This is a genomic window from Mammaliicoccus sp. JADD-157, assembly GCF_049310805.1.
In the GTDB taxonomy this organism is placed as follows: Bacteria; Bacillota; Bacilli; order Staphylococcales; family Staphylococcaceae; genus Mammaliicoccus; species Mammaliicoccus lentus.
The window spans coordinates 480,174-503,778 of record NZ_JBMOVZ010000003.1; the positions used below are offsets into that span (position 1 = coordinate 480,174).

The window sequence follows — 23,605 nt, forward strand, 5'->3', positions numbered from 1 at the left end:
TGTATAAAATAAACAAGACAATCCAACAAAGGATAGTCTTGTTTGAGTAATAATATCAATGAAAGTGCATTGTTCTTCTAAATTCAGTACCAAAACTTATCTTATATTTAATGTTCTAGAATATAATTTAATAGTACATTGCTTCCTTTTACTATTTGTTCTTTACTACTATATTCATCAGGATGGTGACTGATTCCATCTTTGCTAGGTATGAATATCATAGATGAAGGCATAATTGTACTAATTGAATTGGCATCATGATTTGCACCACTAACCATTTTTTTATAAGAATAACCTAATTTTTGTGCTATATTACATAACTTTAATATATTTTGCTGATCTAATGCCGTTGTTTCTTTTTTTATAAGTCTTTCACTTTGCACTGAAAGTTTACTTAATAATTGTGTTTGATACTCGTCGAGTTTTTGCTCGGAATAACTTCTTAACTCTACTAAAAACTCCACTTTATTAGGTATAACATTTGCTTGATTTGGATACATATTAAGTTTCCCAACAGTCAATACTGATTTATTGTCAATTGTTTCCGAGAACTCAAAAATATTTTGTAATTCTTTTGTTGCTTTCTTTAAAGCATCTTGTCTTAAAGCCATAGGTGTAGTGCCTGAGTGTCCACTTTTACCTTTAATCACAATTCTATATCGCCTTAAACCAGCAATGCTAGTGACTATACCAATATCAGTATTTTCACTTTCAAGCACTTCTCCTTGTTCAATATGCAATTCTATATAACTATGAAAATTTTTATAATTGCGCGATGTTATAATATCTTTTTTACTCAATCCAATCGATTCTAACTCTTCATGATTAGAATCGAACATACCAGTAAATACTCGACTACCAAATGTCCCGCCTAAAAGATTAGCTTCTTCCCCTCTAAATGCTACAAGCATAATAGGTTGATTAAGTTTTATATTATTTTCTTTTAGTGTGATTAAAACTTCTAATCCGCTCAGCACACCTAAAGCCCCATCATATAAACCTCCGTTCTGTACCGTATCTAAATGTGATCCAATTAAAATTGGGTTTTCACCTTCACCATATACCCCAAAAATATTTCCTACTCTATCTTTGTGAGAATATAATTGATTTTCTTTTAACACTTCTTCAAACCATAATAATGATTGCTCTTCTATTTCCGTAAATACTCGACGAGTATATCCTTGATTAGGTGTGTCATTATAAACTTTTAATTCTTCAAATAATGACTCTAATCTATCACCATTAATATTCACTTAATCTCCCCCCTTTAAGACCAGGTATAAATTTCCCTTTATTTTCAAATGTAACTTCTTTATCATGATATACAGTTTTTCCACGTACTATTGTTTCTATTATTTGTGCTCCTATGGTATTCCCATTAAATACTGATTGATTTGAGATAGATTGGTAAAATGCTTTTTCTAATTTCCACGGTTTATTAGGGTTGATTACAGTAAAATCCGCGTCGTATCCCTCTTCTATTTTTCCTTTATCAACAAGATTAAATCTTTCGGCTATGTTAGACGAAAAAAGTTCCGAAAACTTTTGTTCATTAAATCCTTTTTTTGATACAAGATAGTCAAACATAACTGGAATCATAATATCTAAACCTGTAAGCCCAGATGGGGCTTTAAATATATTTTTTTCAGTTTTATCTTTTACCCATGGTGCATGATCAGAGGTGATAAAATCTATATCACCTTTCTGTAATTGTTCATTTAGTTGTTCTACTTCTGATGGTCTACGTAAAGCTGGGTTACACTTAGCTATAACGCCATATTTTTTCAAACTATCTGTGTCTAAAGTTAAATATTGATAACATGTTTCATAAGTAACATTTATACTATATATCTTTTTCATTTTTTCTATCATATCTACAGTGTGTGGATGGCTAATATGCACAAGATGAAGCTTCGCATTGTTCCAATATGCTAAGTCTAGTAGGCTAGAGACCGCTGATGATTCAGATTCTGGCGGTCTACTAAGATGGTGGTAAATTGCTTCAACCTTACCTTCACTAGTATACTGATTAACTAGATTCGTTATAATATCTTCATTTTCAGCATGAAATGCTAATAATATATCATTCTTTGATGTAATTTTCATAATATCTATTATCTGATGGTCCGGAATACTAGGAAACCTTTGAGGGTCAGTTTCAAATGTAGATAACTTGAATGCAATAGCACCCGCATCAATCATTTTTTGAACTTGATTCACACCTTTATTTTTTGCTACCGTTCCCCATAAAGCTACATCAACAACTGCATTTTGATTTATATCTTCTATTTTTCTATTAAATTTTTCTACAGTATCAATAGGTTCTGGTCGATCATATGGCATATCAATAATTGTAGTTATTCCTCCTTGTGCAGCTGCTCTTGTAGCTCTATTCATTCCTTCATTTGGATTAGAATAACAATGGACATGGGAATCTATAAAACCTGGAAATATAATTTCATCATTATATTCAATAACTTTATCTGCACTTAAAGTTCTATAACCACTTAGCTCTACAATTTTTCCATCTTGTATTCCTATATCACCTTTTTGCAACCCATTACTCACATAAGTTCCTCTAACTACTACATCATATCTCATTTTGAACAACCTCAACTTTCTTTTTAGTTAAATAGCTTATTGTAAACAAGCAAATAATTGATAAACAAATACCATAAAATACATATGGTAATGAAGTCCCTATAGAATGCGCAATTCCTGAACCAACAATTCCTCCTACAATCGAGCTAATTCCACCATAAGTATTAATCCATCTTGTTCCTTTAAAAATAAATCCAAAAATAATTGGAACAATTAATGCTGATACTGAATAAGCAAAGGATGCTACAATCCATCCTAGTGCTTGAGGTACTAAAATAGATAAACTAACTGCAATAATTAATACGATTACAGCAATCAATCTTGATACAAAAACTTGTTGACTCCTTGTGGTTTCTGGATGAATATAGCTTACATAAATATCTTTCGTTAAAGTAACAACAACAGATTGAATGGCGCTTGATAAAGTAGACATTATAGTTGCAACGATAAAAGTAGAAAATATGACTGTAAACCATACAGGAGTTTGAGTTAAAAACCATCCTGTTGCATTTTCTGGATTAGACATTCCTGGATTTAAATGTCTAATAGTAATACCCATTACTGAAGACCATGCTGTTGCAAAAGCAAACAAAATAGCTGTCGCAATAATAGAAATTCTAGCGTTTTTAGCATTATCGGCAGCATATATTCTTTGGAATATTTGTTGGTTAGTCAAATTACCAGGCATTACACCAAATATCCAAAACAAAATCATAGTTCCTCCTATGCCAAATAATCCATTTGGCATTTTTGTATATTGAGGTTCTGAATTAGTAACTATTTCTGACCAACTTCCTCCCATTTGTAGTGCCACTATAACTGCAATAATTGCACCGACAATCATAAAACAACCAAAAATAAAATCAGTCCAAGCAACCGTAGTCATTCCGGCTGGTAACACAAAAGCTAAACTAATTAATGCAAAAATAATTACAACTGTGCTTTGCTCGAAACCGGTAATTTCCGAAAAAATTTTTCCAAATCCAACCAATTGAGTAATCATCCATCCAAATGGAACAATTAATGTTGCGATAATAACTAAAATCATAAAGATTTTATTTTTTCCAAAAATAGCACTTAACGCGTCAGGTAGTGATTCAAACTCACTATTTCTTAACCATTTCGCCATAAATATAAATGGAATTAATCCAATTGCAGTCAAAATTCCATAAGTTAAAGATGCCCACCCATAAGTATAGGCTGTACCTACTAAACCAACAATTACAGCACCCCCCATAACAGTTGCAAATTGAGTTCCAATTTGAACATAGATTGGCAAAGACCTTCCACCGACATTCCAATCATCAAGACTTTGATGTCTTTTTCCCATAATTAGAGAAAATACAAATAATCCCGATAACATAACCCCTAATGCAATAACTAATGGCAATAACATTTACAGCACCCCTTTGTTATAATTTATATGTATTCTATGTTATTATTTTATAATAAACAAATCACTATTCTTGTAATGTGAGAAAGAGGTGCATAATGAATGACATTAGAAGTATTATAAAATCTAATGAAATTTTACGCTTATTTATTAACAAAAAACGTCCTTTACGAATAAAAGAAATTATTCAAGAATTAGAGATTCCTCAAAGTACTGCTTATCGCATTATAAAAACTCATGTTAATCAAGGTATAATTGAGTCTTTAGGAGATGGGTTATACAAACCAGGATGGGTCATTCAAGCTTTGTACGAACCAGTTTATCCTCAAAATAGTAAATTAACTAAAATAACTAGACCTTTACTTGAAGAAGCAGTAGAAAAATTGGGTGAAACTATAATATTGACAACTTTACGAGGAAGTAGTGTGTTGGTGTTAGATACAGTGGAAAGCAGTCAAAATTTGAGGTTTTCTTTTTATAAAAATGAGGTATTTCTACCTTATTTCGGTGCTTCCTCTAAAGTTCTTATTGCATTCGCAGAACAAAATTATAGAAATGATTTAATTGAATTAAGCGAAGATATAGATAAAGGGATTTTTAGCAAAGATTTAGAAAATATAAGAAATAAAGGACACGCCATCTCTAAATCTGAGGTTGACGTTGGTGCAATAGGCATCGGGGTACCAATAATAGTCAAAAAAAAGCTGATTGGAGGACTTTCAGTCGCTGCTCCTGAATTTAGAATAGATGATTTAAAGAAGACAGAAATTATTAGTTACCTTAAAAACATGACAAAAGAAATCGCTTTTTTAATGCAAAATGATTAAAATCCAAATAAGAAAGATTATTCCTATTATATATTAATAAAAAACGACATTGAATAAATCATCAATGTCGTTTTAAATTATTAAATATAGATATAATTTTCATATCCCTACTATAACTAATTATTTTCCCCTGTTTCTTCCGGATAAACAACCTCGCCATCATCTTCTATAATTGGCATTGCACCCCATTGTCCGAGTTTATGTGGCACTATTTTTATTCCTTCTTTATCGTTCAATATAATATGTTTAACTTCTGTATCATATGCCACTAACCAATTGCTTATAATTAAACGATGACATCTTGAAGGATGTTGTTCTGCACATAAAATTGCTACAGTATCATTTTTAGTATCATTTATTAATGATTTAATACCTGTCTTGAAATCGTCTGTTAATGTGTAGTCTGCATAATTATGAAATGAATGGTTTTTCCAACCTTCATTTAAAGTTTCCCCTACTTCTTGAGATGGTTTTCGTCTTCCACCTAATAAATCTATATGATGGTAATTTATATCATGATTTTTCAGCCATTTCTTAAATGACCCTTGATTGTACTGCGGATGTCTTTTGCTATTAGGAAATGCACGAATATCAACAATCATTGTGATATGAGCCTTTTTCAACATTTTTAGAAAAGTATCTAACTCATAATCAAAATGACCTATAGTATATACACACATAAATTTCATTACCTCCATGTTTACAGATCTTTTTCATGTGAAACATCTTAGTTCCAAGTGTAGTTACATTTTATACATTGTATCATTTTATTTATTAATCCAAACCAAAATAAAATCCTATCAATAAATGATAGGATACATAAACACTGAAGTTTAATTATTGAGTTTGAACTTCTGGAGCAATATCACAACTACCGCCAGAACCATAATTATTAGCCATTTTATCACCAGGCTTAACTAACACATACAATGTATATAACGTCACTACTCCAGCTACAACTGTACCAAATGCACCAGCCATCAACGACGCACCAAGCATACCAGTACTTCCAGCGCCTGCAGCTACAAGGATAGCTACAACAAACGTTACAGTCGCAGCCAAAGCATAAGGCCACTAATATGAGAAATGATTGCAAGAACCATTGTACGATTTGAATCATGTAAACGTCTTGTCATAACAGTGAATGAAGGTATTATGACTGCCAATCCGAAAAGTCCGCTTAGAAACCCAGCTGAAACCATTCCTAAGAGAGAAGTTATTACAAAGTTGATCCAAAAAGGATGCCAAAGGTATAACCTTATATAGCAAATGAATTTAAAATTATTCATATTAAGAATAATAGATTTTTATTTTATATATGTAATTTTTTTATTTTACTGAACTTAGAAAAAATAACCGCTATTATACATGTAATTATCCCCGATATAGTATAAATATATTGTATTTCAATATGATCTGTTATATACCCTACTATTAAGATAGAAAATAAAAACGAAACCTGGACAAGTGAATTTTTCAATCCTGTTATTTTAATCATATCTTTTTCATCAATGTTATTAATAATGAAGGTTTCTTGAATTATATCTTTAATTTGTAAAACTGGACCCACTAATAAGACCAAAAATAACGCTATAATATCTATAACATTCACCGAATATAGAATTAACAAAATGCCGTATAGCATCATAAATATTACTATCTTTTTAATTGGTTGATGATTAAATAATTTGCTATATTTCATTACAACAAATGCTCCAAATATAGTGCCAAGGTAATAATTAGCGTTAATGTACCCCCACCAAGTAACATCTTGGCCTAAGTGTTCCTGAACAAATTTTAATGTAACTGACCCTATCCAAATAGAGCCTATTAAAACTTCTAAACATTCTATCACAATCAAATTACGTATCAAAGGCTTCCTGTTCAATAAAGAAAAACTACTCATAATCGTTCTAATAGGGTTTTTACTATTTATTTCTTCTTTTTTATTTTCTATTTTTATATTAATAACAGCTATAAATGCTAATGAAAGCAATACTAAAGATAATACTAGGAGATTATTGTTACCAATCATCGAAATAATCCAAGCACCTAATATCCACCCAGAAAACAATAATATTTGATCTAAACTTGTAATTATTGATAAACCTTTTGCCATATTTTCTTTATCTAGATTTTCCTTCAATATTCTTGATTTCAAAGGTGTGAAAATACCATTTACAAAAGATAAAAACATAATAAGGGCATAAATTATGATAAGGTTAGCACTATTTTTTATAAATATTAGTAGTAATATTATACTTAATATTTGAAATATAGTATTAAATGTCAATAAACTTTTCACTTTAATTCTTTCAGTAATAATAGAAATACTCAAGCCTGAAAGGATTTTGGAGCCAACGCTTATAAACGTTATTAAACTTGAGTAAAACACTGAATTAGTTAGATTATATACATAATAAGTAAGTGCCATAGTGTAGAAAGAAAAAGCTAAATTAGTAGAAAGTTGTGTTATTAAAAGTGAATAAAAACTTAAATTATACTGCATTAGCTATTCTCCTTCTTTTTAATAATACCTTTATGACCTCAATTTTTAGTTCTTACGAAGCTTTTTGACTCTGTTTATTAATAATTGTTTGTATATAAAGTGCCAAAAGTAATTCTGAATATTCGTGGGCAACATCAATTTTAATATAGTGTTTTTCACCGCGCTTTTTTGTATTTTGTTCTTTTGAAAAGTCAAAAACACTTCTATCCGCTTGAAATAATACTGCATCATTATTATTTGTAATAGTAGTTTTAGTGCTCATATATGCATTGTGAAGTGAATACTCATCATCTTCAGAACGAAATGTGTAAGGTAATTGTTGCTTAATACCTTTATCTTTGATGAGCTTTTTCATTTCATAAATTCCTACAAAATCATTATTTAAATAAATATTATACTTATATCTAAGTGAAAATGCATTTCGCAGAATAATTTTAATTTTATTTTTATCAGATGACAAATAAGTACTATAAATTGGCATAAAACCAAAAAGACTGATTAGTTTATGCAATTTATTAAAATAAGTTGGAGTATATGTTATATTTCCTTCTCCGTATATAGGAATCACTTGGTTATCAACTATGTATAAAGGAGATTGAAAGAAATATTCATTCTCCTTTAAATTTAATTTACTTTCATCAACTAAGCTATAAGATGAATACTTTTTTTGCAAAAATTTACGAAATAGAAATATTGTCGTGATAACAATTGTAATTCCTAAGAGAAATAGCCACGAACTCCATAATGGTATATTCAATAATTCACCATTCCCAACGACTATTGAAAAAGTATTTATAACACTGAAGATAAATATAACTATCCATATTAGCGTTTCACGGAACATTGCCAACAATAAAACCTCTTTTTTTAAAAGTAATACTATAAAAACTTATCATTTTTCCGCTTTAATATAAATAGGCTTTGATTCTCTATATCAACTTTCAACCTCGCTCATGATTAATACACTTTGTTATATATGTTTTATCGTCATGTCCAATGAGTTTTCCTCGGTAGTGTTGTGGCTCATTAATGCCTGTTAGTAGTATAATGTTTTCTTTTTTATTAACTTTATTTATTATTTTCTCTATTGCTTCTTTTCGAGATTTGCCTATAATGAGATTATTCAAATCGTATGTTTTGGGTAAATTTTTAATCATTGTATCGATAATTAAATTTTCATTTTCATATCCAACTTGCTCAGAAGCTAATACTACTTGATCGATATACTTTGGAATGAGTTTCATAGTGGATTCTATTTTATCGTAGCCTCTTAATCCGACTCCTGTAATCATAACTGTAAGTTGTTTATCTATATTTGAAGCGTATCTTAAGGCGTCTTCAATGGATTCTTTAATTGCTAATGGTGTATGCGCGAAATCTAATATGAATTGATAGTCGTTTATCTCAAACGTTTCAAATCGATGTGCTGGGGGTTTCATCGTTTCAACTGCTTTTAATATATCTATAATATTAAAGTTTAATTTGTGTAACGTAAATATGCTAGTCGCTAGATTAATATAGTTATGTGTTCCATTGAATAGGACATCTAATTTATAAACTTCTTTACCAATTGATATATATAGTTTATTATTTTTCAACTCATATTTATAATAGGTATCGTTATTATTAGAAAAATGATATTTGTCATTACATATTTTTAAATATTCTTTAGTATCATAATTCACCATGCTTCTCTTACTTAATTGATCTAGCTTTAGTTTTGATTCTAAATAGTTCTCTATTGTGTGATGATATTCTAGATGTTCAGAACTAAAGTTTGTAAATACAGCTATTTCATTTTCAATAAAATCTACTCTTCTTTGATCTAGAGCGATAGATGTTGCTTCATATACAATATAATCATAATCTCGTTCAGCGAAATACTTTATGATTTCGGCAAATTCAAAGTGCATAGGTGTTGTAGGAGTTGAATGTAAAAATTCTATTTTATTATAGTCATCATCGTAAACGCCTAACGTACCAATGGTAGCTACTTTTACATCCATTTTTGATAATAGCTTACATATCATATGGCTTGTAGTAGTCTTTCCATTAGTACCCGTAACTGCTATAAATTTTAATTGTTCTATATATTTGTCGTAGAATAAGTGGACTAGTTTAATTGCGACTGATTCATAATTATCTATATACACAACATAGACATTCCCTTTAATATCATCCAAACTATTTAATGGCATATTCGTGATGATTAACACTGGGTTTTTCTTAACCGCTTCTATTGCATATTTTTTTGAATGCTTTGATGATTTCAAAATAAAAATTGATGAGTCTTGAATATCTTGATACATAGATGTTACATCTGAACAATCTTTATTAAAATTAACTTTGTAACTATGATCATCAAATATGATATCTCTTTTTATTTTTGATAATACATTTGTAATTTCCATATTTTTCTCCCTTTAATGAATGATTCAGTCTTATCCATGTAAAAGAAAACTATATCCCCATGGGAAATAGTTTCCTCTTAAATCATTAATTGCTAATTATTTTTGTGCACCTGTATCTGGCATTTCTTTTGGCATATCCATTTCAAAATCTGATTTGTTCTGCATTACAATTGCGTTACTTAAACCTTTAGCTGGCATAAACATATGAGCGTATGCTTCTCTTACTTTCATAGTAGATGTTTTATAATCGCCTTTTGTATATGCATCAAATGAAGCTAGTAATTGATCTACGTGCATACCTAAACCATCAGCTAATTCATTACTTTTCAGTTGATTATCTGTAGCTTTAGATAAGAATGCTCCAAACTCTTTACTGTAATTATCTAAATTGCTTTTCGCTTCTTGTTTAGCATCTTTATCGTTATTTTTAGAAGCTTCTACATAATCTACAAAGTAACCAATGTGTTCAGACCACATTTTTTCAAATTCCATTCCTGCGTCTTTACCATATGCGTCTTCTATTGCTTTTGATAAGTCTTTCGTATTCATTTCTAGCGCTTTTACAGAGGCTTTATAATTTTCAGAACCATCATATCCATTTTGCATTGCATCAGCTGCTAGTGCTGCATGCTCACTCATGAGATAATTTAAATCTGATCTTAAGTCTGCTGCTTTAGTAGTTGCACTTGTATGATGATAGTCTTCTGGGAACTGTTTAGTAATTGCGTCCGATAAGCCTTTACTCACCATGTACATATGATGAATGGATTCTCTTTCATATTTATAAGCTTTGTCGTAGTCTCCATTTACCGATGCGTCAAATGCACTAACTAATTGGTTAACATGCATTTGTAAACCGTCTGATAATCCTTTAGCTTCTAATTTTTCATCAGTGGCTGTAGCCATAAATTGTGAGAACGTATCTCTATAATTATCTAAGTTATTCAACGCTTCTTGTCGTCCTTTTTCATCATTGTTGTTTGTAGCATTCACGTAATCTACAAAGTAACCAATATGTTCAGACCACATTTTTTCAAATTCCATTCCTGCGTCTTTACCGTATACATCCCCAATAGCTTTAGATAACTCTTTCGTATTCATATTTAGTGATTTTACTGATTCATCAAAGTCTTTAGAGCCTTCTGCACCTTTTCTCATTGTATCCGCTGCTAAATACGCGTGTTCACTTAGTAACATGTCTAAATTACTTCTTAACTCAACCGCTTTGCTATCTGTTTTTGTAACCGATTCATGCGATGCGTCGTGTGCTTGTGCTACTTGTGACATACCTGCGCCCGTCCCTAACAATGAAACTGATAATGACATAGCTAATACTTTCTGTGAAATATTCATCAAATCACTCCTTTATTTTTTTGTTCATAAGGTATACGTAACAAATAAAAAAAGAGATCACATTATTTAATGTAATCTCTAAAAAATTTTTAAACTTTTTCACTCGCCATAATAATATCCCCTTCAGGAGCTTGGTTATTAGGTGATGGTTCGAGTGTAATCGCTATTTTATCTTGTTTGTCTAATTCAATATCGCTTAGGTCAAAGACAACCATTCCGGAATCTTTGCTAGAAACAAATGTACCTGCACGGTATGGCTTTTCTCCTTTGAGTATCCACACTTGGTATGCTTGATTACCTTTTGTTTCTTGTAAACCGTTTGCTTGTACAACTAATTGCTTCTCATTATTACTCTTTGCTACAAAAGCTTCTCCTTGAACTTTATCTTGTTCGGTAGATTTTAATTTTATAACTTGTGCATCATCTTTATTGATTAATTTATTATCTTTCGGTTTCTTTTCTTTGTCTTGTGTATTAAATTGATAAACATTTCCTATCAAAGATATAAATAAAAGTGCAGCCATACTTACAAATGCTATATTTCTAATTATATTATTTTTTCGTTTTATAGGTTTTTGTTTCTTTTCAATAAACGATCCACTTTTTTCTTGGTGTGACGATTCTTCTTCTTTATTGTCTTCATTTAATATATTATTCATTATTCTGCTCTTCATCTCTTTAGGAGGAGTTACACGTTCAACATGATAAGGAAGAGACTCATTTAATATATTTAAATCGTTTAGTTCATCTTGGCATGCTTTACACGTTTTTAGATGTTCTTCGAATTCTTGCTTTTCTTCTTCAGTTAGTCGGCCATTAAAATATTCATATATTTTTTCACATTCCATATTAATTCATCTCTCCCTTCTTATTATTTTTGAATTTATGTTTTAAATGTTGAATGGATAACCTCAGTCTACTTTTGACTGTTCCTAGAGGTATTTCAAGTGTTTTCGATATTTCTTTGTGATTACAACCTTTAAAATAAAATAAATATAGAATTATTTGTTGTTTTTCATCTAATTCGTCTATACATTCTTTAATTTGTTCAGATTGTTCTTTCGTTATTAATTCGGATTCTGGTACATTATCAGCTTTTAAATTATCTCTTTCTTCATCATATTCATATGCTGACATTTTGGTTCTTCGAATATAATCAATTGCTAGATTTCTTGAAATTGTAATAAGCCATGTTGACATTTTCCCCTTGCTACTATCAAATCTTGCTTTTTGATTCCAAATTTTCATAAATACATCTTGAAGCACTTCTTCACTTGATTGCTTATCTTGTGTTATTTTATAAATAAAATTATACAATAAAGACTCATAGCGATCGTATAAGATTTCTAAACTATTCGCGTCTTTAGATATAATTTTACTGTACACTTCTACATCCGACTCTTCCATTGTCACACCCCCTGACACTCACCATTATATGAGAGTGAACGTCATATGCAAAATCTCAACCACTTTTTAATTCTGTATACACAACTAATCTATTCGGTGTACTTCCTAATTCGGGGTTATATTCTCCTTCACAAGTGATTAAATTTAAATGTCTATTGCTAGAATATCCAAATATTTTTTCTACTGGTGATTTTTTTAATTCATATAATTTTTTATCATATACTTTAAAAATTAACTTCTTATGATTTTTATCTTCTACCTCAATCTCATCGCCCTTTTTCAATTTATGCAGATCCGTAAAGACACCTGGATTTTGCCCATCATTTACATGACCAGCAATAACCGCGTTTCCATTATCTCCAACCTTATAACCTTCTTTAAACCACGCAGGTGTATCAATATCTTTAGGTACTTCCATCTCGCCATCAGAATTAACACCAGTATGTTCTAATTTGTTAGAAATATTTAACCTCGGAATACTAATCTTCACAGGCACAATCTCACTGTCATAACTTTCGAACTTTTTAGGTTTTACCTTAGTAGATTTCTCACTCTTTAAGTTGCTATCTTTGTTTTTATTTACATCGCTATCTGTGTCATTAGCATTCATACATCCACTTGTAAATATCGCTAAAATAAGTATTATTATTATTTTCTTCAAATCACTCACACCCTTTATAGGGTATACGCATTAATTTTTTTAAGGGATCACATAAACACTAAGTGATTGCGACTTTTTTGTGACAAATTTTCTCAAAACATTCATATATAATACTTCATTATAATTAAAATTTATAGTCACTATTACTATTTAAATATGCATAAAATAGTCCTATAATCACTCCTCCACCAATATAGTTACCTATACATGAAGCAATTATATTTATCATCACTGGAATCGTACTTAACTCTTCGCTTTGATATAATAGTCCTCCTGTAAATAATACAGTGTTATAAACTACATGCTCATATGCCATAAAAGCAAAGATTGAAACACCAAACATAAGCACAAACATTTTAGCTAAAATATCTTTTATTTGCATAGAGATAACCAATGAAATATTAATAAAGAAGTTTGCAAAAATACCTTTAACTAATATAGCTGTAAAGCCTGAAGTTAATGTTTTATGAGCAATAATTTTATCTAGTTGAGTTAGCATTTCTGGAGTCATTACATCCGATAAATAAAACAATACAAAAAATATAAAACCACCTAAAAAGTTTCCTAAAAAGCAAAGAATAAATATTTTCATAACTCGAATAGGGTTTGTAATGCGATAGTATAAACCAACAGTAAAATACATAAAATTACTGGTAAGAAGCTCAGAATTAGTAAACAGTATAAGAACTAAAGCAAAACTAAAACAAATGGACGCAATTAAATTGATTAGACCACTAGCAATTTGTCCATCTAATGATGCTCTTATCATTAAAACAAATACAGTAATCAACCCTAAAATAAACCCCGACATAGTAGCTCTTAATATATATCTTTTTCTATAAAAACTTTGCAAAATATCTTTTGTTTTTATTGTATCCACAACATCGTCTATAAACTGTTTTCCATAAAATACTTTATTATTGCTATTAATATTATCCAACTTTATAACCTCACTTCTTAATATACAAACTAGATTATGATTTAATAATAACTAATTGTGAAGTATTTCACAATATGTTTTTTAAATAAAATAACTTATTAAATGTCGTAATACTAGGTTATGCAATCAAATAAAAAAATAAATTCTCCTAATCCGTTAATTATAAATTATTATGGATTAGGAGAATTATTTTGAGCGAGGAATTATATGTTCCAATTTTCTATATATATATTCACACTTACAATACGCCTGAACGTTGAAAGTGCTTTTTCAATATTTATTTTGCGATAAAACCTCCTGCTATTGCACCAAGGATACATAAGATGAAAATTACTGGAATAACTTGATATGTAAATACTGAATCAAACGCTTTGGCATAATCTTCACCATGGTTTTGTTTCATGTTGCTAAAATATTTATCTCTCATAATATAAAATGGTAATAACCCTCCTGTTGTCCAAATTGAAAAGACAACAGGAGGGTTATTATCCAAAACCATTGTTTATATTTACCAACATTCATAATTAAGTCACCAATGATTATAAGCGGAATAACGATGGCCATTTTCATAAGTAAATGAAATGTTTTTTAATTGGATCATATGTATAACCTCACAATAGATAATAAAAAATTGTTAAAACGACTGCTAAAGCTAGTATAGATACGTCATACCATTTGAGCCTTAACTGTATAATTGCCGTTTTCGGACGTGTAATATTTAACCCTCTGGTTACCGAAGCAATCGTAAGCTCATCAGCAATTTTAATCACACTGTTTAAGACAGGAACCATTCTATACTCTATGTATGTGATCAGCCTATCGAGTGCATTGCGTAAAGATATGTTACCCATTCTCATCGCATCATTAATATATGAAGACTCTTCTTTAATAGTAGGCAAAAAGCGAAACATGACAGCAATAGGGATTGTTATTTTTCGTGAACATTTAAGCCTCTCAAGACCTTCGATTAATTCTTCTACTTGCGTCGTGTTTAAAAAATAATACCCCATCACAACAGTTGGCATAAAAGGTGTAACAATACCTGCTGGAACAAAAATTAATATATCGTATAACTGACTTTTTCCTCTTATAAGAAAAGCTTCGGCATACCACCCTAAAAATATAATTAAGCAAAACACAGTACCTTTAACAATTTCTTTATTAGCTACAACTAACAAACTAGGAATAAGCAAGATAACTAATCTCGCATAGATACTGTTTCCCTTAATGTTTCCTCTAATCGCAATAAAAGATATAATAATCATTAAAAAATTTTGGTACGAGGGTCTACTGTAAAGAAAACTCGTTTTTTGTTCATTTATATCATCACCGCACGTATAAAATATATTGCAATCAGCAGTTAACCCACCCATAAAAGCATCCATAATCTAAGACAAAATAGAAAAAATGATTTACGCCTTGATAAATCGTAATAATTACGTTTTATATTATCACGATAATTACTAGTAATGTCAAGGTCATTAGTAAATTAATGGTTATCTTCACTTATTTGCTTAAACGAGTATTAGAATTTAAAATTGAAGTAAGTATAAGAAATGAATTCAAAAAATTTCTGTTTGAATTCAAATTTTTAATGGAGTGATATAAGTATGAATCGTAATATTGAACAGTTAAAAGACATCATTGATGCTTCTAACAAAATTACATTTTTTACAGGCGCGGGTATATCTGTAGCAAGTGGTATTCCTGACTTTCGTTCTATAGGCGGTTTATACGACGAAATTTCAGAAAAAGGTTACCCACCTGAATATTTATTAAGTGATGATTATTTAAAAAATAATCCAGAGGGTTTTATTAATTTTTGCCATCAGTACTTACTATTTGCTGATAAAAAACCTAATATCGTTCATGATTGGATAGCACAACTTGAAGAAGATGGTCGTTCATTAGGTGTGATAACTCAAAATATTGATGGTCTTCATTCGGATGCTGGTAGTGTAAATACAGACGAACTACACGGTACGTTAAACCTGTTTTATTGTACGCAATGCGACCAACAATATTCGAAAGCTCATGTTATAGATAATGATTTACGACATTGTGAAAATTGTGGCAGCCCAATTAGACCTGACATTGTTCTTTATGGAGAAATATTAGACCAAGGCACTATATTTAATGCACTTCATAAAATAAAAGAAGCAGACACGTTAGTCGTCTTAGGTTCTTCACTCGTCGTTCAACCAGCAGCAGGACTTATTTCAAATTTTGAAGGACAAAACCTTATCATTATTAATAAAGAGGCTACCCCTTATGATAGCGACGCCAATTTAGTTATTAATGAAGACATGGTATCAGTCATTAAAAAACTTAAAAATATAGAGTAAATCATATAGTATGATTTATAATTAATATTTCAATACAAAAATTTCTTATCAATAATTGATAAGGAATTTTTTCGTGTATTAGTTCTATAACCTACTATTCATCAGTTCTATATATTAATTTTGAATATTATAAAAAAAGTAATCATATTATATAATTATTACACTTTATTAACTCGAAGGAACAAAGCAATTACAAGTGTTTATTTCACTCTATACCCATGATAAATTTGTATCAGTTATTTTAAGAAAGGGAAGGTTTAAACATAATGAAGAAATTATTAACAAGCTCTATAGCAACTATAGGGATACTTACAATGGGAATATCACAATATGAAGCAGATGCAGCAGAGCAAGATACCGCATCTAATCAAGCTACATCAGGTTATGAAAATGGAGCTTACTATACAATAGATTCTAACGGGAATTTTCATCACACTTTAGATGGAAATTGGAATCAATCAATGTTCGACAATAAAGAATATCAATCTTATGAAATAGATGAAAATGGTGTTTACCATTATTACTACTTTACTAAAGGTGGACAAAACTACGCACCTAGTCAATCACATAACTCGATTGAAAATAATGGTTACAATGTTGAACAATCAAACGTGAATAATAAAGCGTCAAATAATAATGAAACTTCAAACAATAATACAACTTATCAAGAGACAAATGTTAATGAAAATACGAATGCAGAATATAAAGCACCTTCAAATGAAACTGTTTCTTCACTAAAAGATACTCAGTCAAATGCAGCTCAGTCAGAAGACACTAATCAAAATTCTGATCAAGCACAAGTAAATAATAACGAGAATGCAGAGAGTGCAGAAAATGTAACTGAGAGTTCTCAAAAATCTGAAGGCACTGATCAAGCTTCATCAAATTGGTTATCTAAAAATGCTAAACTTCAAGAGTATGGCCAATATCATGGTGGCGGTGCACATTACGGCATAGACTATGACATGGAAGAAAATACACCAGTATACTCACTTGCTGATGGAACAGTTATTCAAAGTGGATGGAGTAACTATGGTGGCGGAAACCAAGTTACAATCCAAGAAAAAGATAGCGATTATTATCAATGGTATATGCATATGAATAAATTAAATGTTGAAAAAGGCGACGAAGTAAAAGCTGGTCAACAAATTGGTGAATCAGGTAGCACTGGTAACTCAACAGCACCTCATTTACACTTCCAACGTATGAAGGGCGGCGTAGGTAACGAATACGCAGTTAACCCAGAATCATATGTTAATGGCAACCAATAAAATATAATATATAAATAAAACCACGTTTTTAGTAAAAACGTGGTTTTATTTATTGTTTAGTTTTACATGAACCCTTTTAACATTCCATACCAATACATCCTTGGTAATAAATCTTTTTTAAATATATACATACTTCTTCGTTCTTTAGCTTGATTAAAAGGCATTGTTTCTTGCGTTTTTTTATTATAATCAAATTCAGCTAATATTAACTTATTATAACCGGTCACAATAGGACATGAAGTATAACCATCATAATGATTAGTCAGCATATCATTATTCATAGCTTGCATTAAATTGTGTACCACAACAGGTGCTTGTTTTCTAATAGCTGCACCTGTTTTAGAAGTCGGAACATTAGATGCATCACCTAAAGCAAATACATTTGAATATTTTTTGTGTAGTAATGTAGTTGGATCAACTTCAACCCAACCGTCATTATCTGAGAGTGTACTTTCCTTTATTACGTCTAAAGGGCCCATAGGCGGCGTAACATGTAACATTTCATAATCCAATGATTTTTTATTACCCGTATGAATATGTTCAAATGTAGCCACTTTCTTCTCTCCATCAATTTCAATAAGATTACAATTATAATCTACAATAATATCTCTTTTTTCAACAATTTTTTCTAATTCTCTATTATATTTATCCACATCAAACAATGTATCTTTAGGTGTTTCATATATTACATTCGCTTTTGAGCGAAGATTATATTTTCTGAAGTAGTCTTCAGCTAAATACATGATTTTCATAGGCGCCCCTCCACACTTAATAGGTGTATTAGGGTGCGTAAAAATAGCATTCCCACCTTTAAAATTAGAAATCTGTCTCCATGTTTCATTTACATATTCGGGTGAATAGTTAGAGCAAACGCCATTTTTACCGATATTTTCTTGTAAGCCTTTAATAGACGACCAATTAATCTGTAATCCTGGTGCAACGATTAAATAATCGTAATTGACAGTAGTGTTATCTCCTAAAGTAATACTATTATTTTCAGGTTCAAAGCCGGAAACAGCTTTTTTTATCCACTCAACACCTTTAGGTATAACATTCTTCATATTTTTACGAGAACTTTTAAATTTTGAGGCTCCAGCGCCTACTAAAGTCCATAAAGGTTGATAATAATGATATTGAGCCGGGTCAATAATGCTTATATTGCCTTTGAATTCTGGCTTTTGTCTTAAAATTCTAGAAGCTACTGTGATTCCAGCTGTGCCTCCGCCTACAATTACAACTTGATAATGTTGATTCATTTCTCCACATCCTTAAATTATTTTAATGATGATGGTAAGTCTTGGTAGCCTTCTCTAACGTTCACAACATTTGTAAATCCTTTATATTCTAATATACCCGTTGCAATAGAACTTCTAACGCCTGATTGGCAGTGGACATATATTTTATCATTTTTATCAAAAGGTATTTCTTCGTTTAAAAGTTTACCATGAGGGATATTGACTGCTTGTTCTAAATGACCATTATCCCATTCTTCATGATTACGTACATCTAGCACATATTCTTCTTCACCAGTCATTTCAGCACTATAAATAGATTGTGTCTGAACTTCCGATTTTGGCAAACGATAACCTGAGACGTTTTCGAATCCTATTAATTGTAAAGTATGCTTTGCTTGTTCAACTGTAGATTTATCACCGATTAAATCTATATCTTCATCAAAATCTAAATACCAACCGATTTGGTTAATAAAGTTTTTATTATAAGGAATATTGATGGTTCCTTTTGTATGACCGCCGTGGAATGCTTCTTTACTACGTATATCAAATGCAAGTCTTTCATTATCCAAACTAGGATAAACATTATATGGTTGATACGAGTTCGTACCAAATTGATTAATTTTTTTCATTTTAGCAAAATGATGAGGTGGTACTGGCTGGTTTGATGTTAATGTTTCAATAAATGTTGCTTCATCCGTTACATTGAAAGCCCAGTTGTTTATTTTTTCATAACCTAACGTAGACATAGGCACTGCCCCTAAAGTTTTACCGCAAGGGCTACCTGCTCCATGGCCTGGCCAAATTTGAATATAATCTGGTAAGTCTTTAGCATTTTTTATAGATTGATACATTTGTTTCGCTCCGATTTCTGTAGAACCTTTCATTTGAACAGATTTTTCTAATAAATCAGGTCTACCTATATCGCCAACGAAGATAAAATCACCACTAAATAGTCCCATTGGAACACTGGAGCCTCCACCTTCGTCAGTGAGTAAGAAACTAATACTCTCTGGGGTATGTCCTGGTGTGTGCAACACTTCTAATTTAATATTACCTATATAAATAACATCATAATTTTTCACAAAATGCGTTTGTTTTGGCATATTTTTATAACTTAATTCATCATTACTTTCACCAGATACATATATTTTTGCATCTAACTTCTCTGCTACATCTCTAATACCCGAAGCAAAATCAGCATGAATATGGGTTTCAGCAGCTTGAGTAATTGTGAACCCCTCATTCTCTGCAACTTCCATATAATTTGTTAAATCACGTATCGGATCAATAATCATTGCTTCTCCTGTACGCTGACATCCAATTAAATAAGATGCTTGTGATAAGTGATTATCATAAAATTGTTTGAAAAACATAGAAAGCTCCTCTCTTTAATATATTTGCTTTATTAAATAAATAAATTATGACTTGCTTGTTCAGTGTCACCGATATAAGTACCTACACCACCATATTCAACTTCGTCTCTTAATTCTTCTTTTGTAATACCCATGACCTCCATACTCATCGTACATGCGATTAATTTAATATCTTGCTCTATCGCTTGATTAATAAGCGATGGTAAAGAATCAACATTTTTCTTTTTCATTACATAACGCATCATGATATTACCTAATCCAAACATATTCATTTTTGATAACGGCATGCGTACTGGTGTTTTTGGCAACATCAAATCAAACATTTTTGCGATGCCTTTTTTATTAACATTAACTCCATGTGTTTTTTTCAATGTATTAAGACCCCAGAAAGTGAAGAAGATGCTCACGTCTCTACCTGCAGCTTTAGCACCGTTAGCGATAATCATTGCTGCTACTGCTTTATCCAATTCACCACTAAATAAAACGATTGTAGTACCTTTAGTAGTATGGCTTACATCTAATCCTTTCGGTTGTTCTTTTTGAATGATTGCGTTGATTCCTTGGTTACTCTCATCAAGTTTTACAAGTGTGTGTCCAGTTTGTTTCACCCAGCTTTTAATATCACTAAGAAAACCAGAATCTGTGACTGTGACTTCTATTTGATCGCCATTTTCTATATTTTTTATTTCTTTACTAATATTAACAATAGGGCCTGGGCACTGAAGACCACTAAAGTTAAATTGTTTACGATTTGGTTTAATTTTTAAATTTTTATTTTCTTCTGCTGTACTTTCATCATTGATATGTTGTTTTTCGTAAGCAATATAACCACCATCTAAATTAACAATATCGTAACCTTGTTTTGCTAAATATTTACTAGCTTTGGCACTTCTATTACCACTTCTACAGTAAATATAGTAAGTTCTATCTTTATCTTTATTAAAAGTTTCAATACGCTCAACTGGGTGTAAGGTCGAACCATTGATGTGCCCAATTTCATATTCTTCTTGCGTTCTTACATCGATTAATTGACCTTGCTCTGCTAACTTTTCTAATTCTACGTTTCTTAGTTCGTTGATATGTTGTTCTTTATACTGTTTCATATTCTCCTCCTCAAAATACCCTCAAGGGTATATTAACAAGGGTGGTCTTTTCTGTCAAATACGGGTAGGGGTATTTGACAATCTATATTAAATTTATTAGTATAAGCTTATTCAATTAAAGTCGGAGGAAACGAACATGAATTATGATAAAAAAATGATAAATCGTATAAATAGAATACAAGGTCAATTAAACGGCGTTATTAAACTGATGGAAGAAGAGAAAGATTGTAAAGACGTAATCATGCAGCTCAGCGCTTCTAAAAGTTCAATTCAACGTTTGATGGGAATTATAATTAGTGAAAATTTAATAGAATGTGTAAAAGAAGCTGAAGATAATAATGAAAGTTCTCAAGAATTGATTAATGAAGCAGTTAATTTATTGGTAAAAAGTAAATAATGGATATAATAAATATGATTGTTATGTTATTAATTGGAGTGTTTGGAGGGTTTATCTCTGGTTTAGTTGGTATAGGCGGAGCGATTATTATTTACCCTGCCATTCTTTTACTACCACCATTATTTGGAGCATCTGCTTATGGCGCATTCATTGCATCAGGCTTAACTTCTAGCCAAGTATTTTTCAGCACACTGAGCGGATCATTAAAAGCCAGAAAGAAAGCTGAATTCTCTCCCAAGCTTGTAATGAACATGGGAGGAGGAATGATTATCGGTAGTACTTTAGGAGCGATTATAGCTAATTTATTTAGCTCTACTTTTATAAATATTATATATATAGTCTTTGCTATATTTGCACTAATATTAATGTTTATTAAAGTTAAACCTGCTTCTCAAGTTACCAATTTTAATATTCCTTTACTCATTATTATAGGGTTCATTGTTGGAGTCATTTCTGGAATTGTTGGAGCTGGAGGTGCCTTCATTATTATTCCTATATTGTTGGTTTTATTCAAATTACCAATGAATACAGTAGTAGCTAATAGCATAGTAATCGCTTTTATATCCTCAATTGGGGCTTTCGTAATTAAGTTTATACAAGGCTATATCCCTTTTGAAGATGCAATATTTTTAATAATCGGAAGTATACTCTTTGCTCCTATAGGATTAAAGGTTGGCAATAAAATACCTAGTGTTATACAAAAAAGCATTGTAAGTATCTTAATCACGATTGCAATTTTACAACTTATATTTTAGTTAAACTTAAACATAATACTATAGAAAAAACTCTTTCAAAGTTATCTACCTTGAAAGAGTTTTTATTTATATTAATATAATTTTATTCGCTACATAATCTTCATTTCTAATTGGTGTATTTGATGTGTAAGCAACGTATTTATTGGAGTTGGTATGCCTAATTCTTCTCCATATGCTGAAATTTGTCCATTAAGATAGTCTATTTCTGTTAATCGACCTTTGTTATAATCTTGATGCATTGATGGATAATGAAGCCCTTGTGTTTCTTTAGGGTAAGCCGCTTCAATTTTATTTAATAGTAATTTACCGTCTAATTCAACATTTCTTGCTCTAGCTACAGACACTATTTCTTCAATCATCGGTATAATCATTTCACGTGAATGTTCATAGCTGCCAAATTCATAAATAGTTTTATCTAATATCGTGCACAGTGGGTTTAACACACTATTCAATGTTGCTTTGGACCATATCGATTTGAAGATATCATCACTTACTCGTGCATTTAAATTTGCATTATTTAGTAACTGAAGTATCTCGTTAGATTGTTCATCGACAATACCGTCTGAACGATGAAAGTCTATATAACCCCCACCTTCTAGCAACAACTGACCGGGACCTCTTAATCCAGCTGTCCACATTACGACAGCAAGATAAACCTGTGACATAGGAACGAATTTTGATAATCTCTCTCCATGACCTAAACCGTTCATCATGCATAATATTGCAGTATCTTTATGGATTGAACCTGCCTCTTTTAAGCGTTGCATCATTTTTTCAGAGTTCATCGCCTTTGTTAAGATGATAATCAGATCAAATGAATCTGATACATCCTTAGACAATACTGCTGGAACATCGACTGTATAAACATCCGTTTCAGTTTTAACCTCAACACCATGTTTGTTAATACGTTGAACATGTTCTTCCCAGTCATCAATTAGTTCCACATCATAACCAGCCTGTTTCAAGGAAATACCGATTCGACCACCCATTGCACCTGCACCAGCTATAGCTATTTTATACATAT

The 23,605-nt window shown here is 30.9% G+C and carries 25 protein-coding genes; 5 read left to right on the plus strand and 20 right to left on the minus strand.

Annotation, left to right across the window (positions count from 1 at the left end; genetic code table 11):
* Positions 1–107: 107 nt before the first annotated feature.
* The 3 genes from ACO6VN_RS11385 to ACO6VN_RS11395 are packed head-to-tail and all read right to left on the minus strand — an operon-like array spanning position 108 to position 3,997.
* Complete coding sequence (locus ACO6VN_RS11385) at positions 108–1,253, minus strand: Zn-dependent hydrolase (RefSeq protein ID WP_422404689.1); 1,146 nt, start codon at positions 1,251–1,253, stop codon at positions 108–110.
* Positions 1,243–2,601 carry a dihydroorotase gene (locus ACO6VN_RS11390; RefSeq protein WP_216683487.1) on the minus strand — a complete coding sequence of 453 codons (1,359 nt, stop codon included), beginning with the start codon at positions 2,599–2,601 and terminating at the stop codon, positions 1,243–1,245. Before ACO6VN_RS11390 ends, ACO6VN_RS11385 begins: the two co-directional genes overlap by 11 nt.
* Positions 2,591–3,997 carry a sodium:solute symporter family protein gene (locus ACO6VN_RS11395; protein WP_216683486.1) on the minus strand — a complete coding sequence of 469 codons (1,407 nt, stop codon included), beginning with the start codon at positions 3,995–3,997 and terminating at the stop codon, positions 2,591–2,593. The genes ACO6VN_RS11390 and ACO6VN_RS11395 overlap by 11 nt, the downstream gene beginning before the upstream one ends.
* Before the next feature lie 95 nt (positions 3,998–4,092).
* Between ACO6VN_RS11395 and ACO6VN_RS11400 the strand changes: the two genes are divergently transcribed.
* The gene (locus tag ACO6VN_RS11400; RefSeq protein WP_216683485.1) at positions 4,093–4,821 is read left to right on the plus strand and encodes an IclR family transcriptional regulator; all 729 of its coding nucleotides are present in this window, start codon (positions 4,093–4,095) and stop codon (positions 4,819–4,821) included.
* Positions 4,822–4,937: 116 nt separating this feature from the next.
* Here the strand turns inward: ACO6VN_RS11400 and ACO6VN_RS11405 are convergent, their stop codons facing one another.
* The 13 genes from ACO6VN_RS11405 to ACO6VN_RS11465 form a co-directional block, all read right to left on the minus strand.
* Positions 4,938–5,501: a DUF488 family protein gene (locus tag ACO6VN_RS11405; RefSeq protein WP_422404690.1), complete on the minus strand. Its 564-nt coding sequence runs from the start codon at positions 5,499–5,501 to the stop codon at positions 4,938–4,940.
* 157 nt (positions 5,502–5,658) lie between these two features.
* The gene (locus ACO6VN_RS11410) at positions 5,659–5,883 is read right to left on the minus strand and encodes a hypothetical protein (RefSeq protein WP_422404691.1); all 225 of its coding nucleotides are present in this window, start codon (positions 5,881–5,883) and stop codon (positions 5,659–5,661) included.
* Positions 5,868–6,110 (minus strand): DUF805 domain-containing protein, encoded by a 243-nt coding sequence (locus ACO6VN_RS11415; protein WP_422404692.1) that lies wholly within the window; start codon positions 6,108–6,110, stop codon positions 5,868–5,870. Before ACO6VN_RS11415 ends, ACO6VN_RS11410 begins: the two co-directional genes overlap by 16 nt.
* Before the next feature lie 23 nt (positions 6,111–6,133).
* Positions 6,134–7,330, minus strand: coding sequence for an MFS transporter (locus ACO6VN_RS11420; RefSeq protein WP_422404693.1), 1,197 nt, complete (start codon positions 7,328–7,330; stop codon positions 6,134–6,136).
* 52 nt (positions 7,331–7,382) lie between these two features.
* Complete coding sequence (locus tag ACO6VN_RS11425; RefSeq protein WP_422404694.1) at positions 7,383–8,087, minus strand: hypothetical protein; 705 nt, start codon at positions 8,085–8,087, stop codon at positions 7,383–7,385.
* Between the two features lie 184 nt (positions 8,088–8,271).
* Positions 8,272–9,741 (minus strand): Mur ligase family protein, encoded by a 1,470-nt coding sequence (locus ACO6VN_RS11430; protein ID WP_325889505.1) that lies wholly within the window; start codon positions 9,739–9,741, stop codon positions 8,272–8,274.
* 96 nt (positions 9,742–9,837) lie between these two features.
* Positions 9,838–11,094 carry a hypothetical protein gene (locus ACO6VN_RS11435; protein ID WP_064205168.1) on the minus strand — a complete coding sequence of 419 codons (1,257 nt, stop codon included), beginning with the start codon at positions 11,092–11,094 and terminating at the stop codon, positions 9,838–9,840.
* 89 nt (positions 11,095–11,183) lie between these two features.
* Positions 11,184–11,942, minus strand: coding sequence for an anti-sigma factor (locus tag ACO6VN_RS11440; protein WP_064210935.1), 759 nt, complete (start codon positions 11,940–11,942; stop codon positions 11,184–11,186).
* Position 11,943: 1 nt separating this feature from the next.
* Positions 11,944–12,501 (minus strand): RNA polymerase sigma factor, encoded by a 558-nt coding sequence (locus tag ACO6VN_RS11445; RefSeq protein WP_353804846.1) that lies wholly within the window; start codon positions 12,499–12,501, stop codon positions 11,944–11,946.
* Positions 12,502–12,556: 55 nt separating this feature from the next.
* Positions 12,557–13,162, minus strand: coding sequence for a class F sortase (locus tag ACO6VN_RS11450; RefSeq protein WP_153021200.1), 606 nt, complete (start codon positions 13,160–13,162; stop codon positions 12,557–12,559).
* 124 nt (positions 13,163–13,286) lie between these two features.
* Positions 13,287–14,102 carry a formate/nitrite transporter family protein gene (locus tag ACO6VN_RS11455; RefSeq protein WP_422404695.1) on the minus strand — a complete coding sequence of 272 codons (816 nt, stop codon included), beginning with the start codon at positions 14,100–14,102 and terminating at the stop codon, positions 13,287–13,289.
* A 277-nt stretch (positions 14,103–14,379) separates the two neighbouring features.
* Positions 14,380–14,601, minus strand: a complete 222-nt coding sequence (locus ACO6VN_RS11460; protein ID WP_082894569.1) for an MptD family putative ECF transporter S component — start codon at positions 14,599–14,601, stop codon at positions 14,380–14,382.
* A gap of 112 nt (positions 14,602–14,713) precedes the next feature.
* Positions 14,714–15,475 carry an energy-coupling factor transporter transmembrane component T gene (locus tag ACO6VN_RS11465; protein WP_422404696.1) on the minus strand — a complete coding sequence of 254 codons (762 nt, stop codon included), beginning with the start codon at positions 15,473–15,475 and terminating at the stop codon, positions 14,714–14,716.
* Positions 15,476–15,712: 237 nt separating this feature from the next.
* Here ACO6VN_RS11465 and ACO6VN_RS11470 point away from each other — a divergent pair, with 237 nt between their 5' ends.
* Positions 15,713–16,447 carry an NAD-dependent protein deacylase gene (locus ACO6VN_RS11470; protein WP_422404697.1) on the plus strand — a complete coding sequence of 245 codons (735 nt, stop codon included), beginning with the start codon at positions 15,713–15,715 and terminating at the stop codon, positions 16,445–16,447.
* Between the two features lie 266 nt (positions 16,448–16,713).
* A complete protein-coding gene (locus ACO6VN_RS11475) occupies positions 16,714–17,718 on the plus strand; it encodes a M23 family metallopeptidase (RefSeq protein ID WP_194200298.1) in 1,005 nt (334 codons plus the stop codon).
* A gap of 62 nt (positions 17,719–17,780) precedes the next feature.
* Here the strand turns inward: ACO6VN_RS11475 and sqr are convergent, their stop codons facing one another.
* Genes sqr through ACO6VN_RS11490 form a run of 3 tightly spaced genes read right to left on the minus strand, consistent with a single transcriptional unit; the run spans position 17,781 to position 21,429 of the window.
* Complete coding sequence (gene sqr / locus ACO6VN_RS11480; RefSeq protein WP_194200297.1) at positions 17,781–18,974, minus strand: type II sulfide:quinone oxidoreductase Sqr; 1,194 nt, start codon at positions 18,972–18,974, stop codon at positions 17,781–17,783.
* Between the two features lie 17 nt (positions 18,975–18,991).
* The gene (gene cstB, locus ACO6VN_RS11485; protein ID WP_422404698.1) at positions 18,992–20,326 is read right to left on the minus strand and encodes a persulfide dioxygenase-sulfurtransferase CstB; all 1,335 of its coding nucleotides are present in this window, start codon (positions 20,324–20,326) and stop codon (positions 18,992–18,994) included.
* Between the two features lie 32 nt (positions 20,327–20,358).
* Entirely contained in the window at positions 20,359–21,429 is a 1,071-nt protein-coding gene (locus ACO6VN_RS11490) for a DsrE/DsrF/DrsH-like family protein (RefSeq protein WP_422404699.1), read from the minus strand.
* Positions 21,430–21,565: 136 nt separating this feature from the next.
* On the opposite strand from ACO6VN_RS11490, the gene cstR reads away from it, so the two are divergent.
* Together cstR and ACO6VN_RS11500 are read left to right on the plus strand one after the other, a co-directional pair.
* Positions 21,566–21,826, plus strand: coding sequence for a persulfide-sensing transcriptional repressor CstR (cstR, locus tag ACO6VN_RS11495; RefSeq protein ID WP_016999818.1), 261 nt, complete (start codon positions 21,566–21,568; stop codon positions 21,824–21,826).
* Positions 21,826–22,581, plus strand: coding sequence for a sulfite exporter TauE/SafE family protein (locus tag ACO6VN_RS11500; protein WP_422404700.1), 756 nt, complete (start codon positions 21,826–21,828; stop codon positions 22,579–22,581). Before cstR ends, ACO6VN_RS11500 begins: the two co-directional genes overlap by 1 nt.
* A gap of 89 nt (positions 22,582–22,670) precedes the next feature.
* On the opposite strand, the gene ACO6VN_RS11505 is transcribed toward ACO6VN_RS11500, so the two are convergent.
* Positions 22,671–23,603, minus strand: a complete 933-nt coding sequence (locus tag ACO6VN_RS11505; protein WP_422404701.1) for a ketopantoate reductase family protein — start codon at positions 23,601–23,603, stop codon at positions 22,671–22,673.
* Positions 23,604–23,605: the final 2 nt, after the last annotated feature.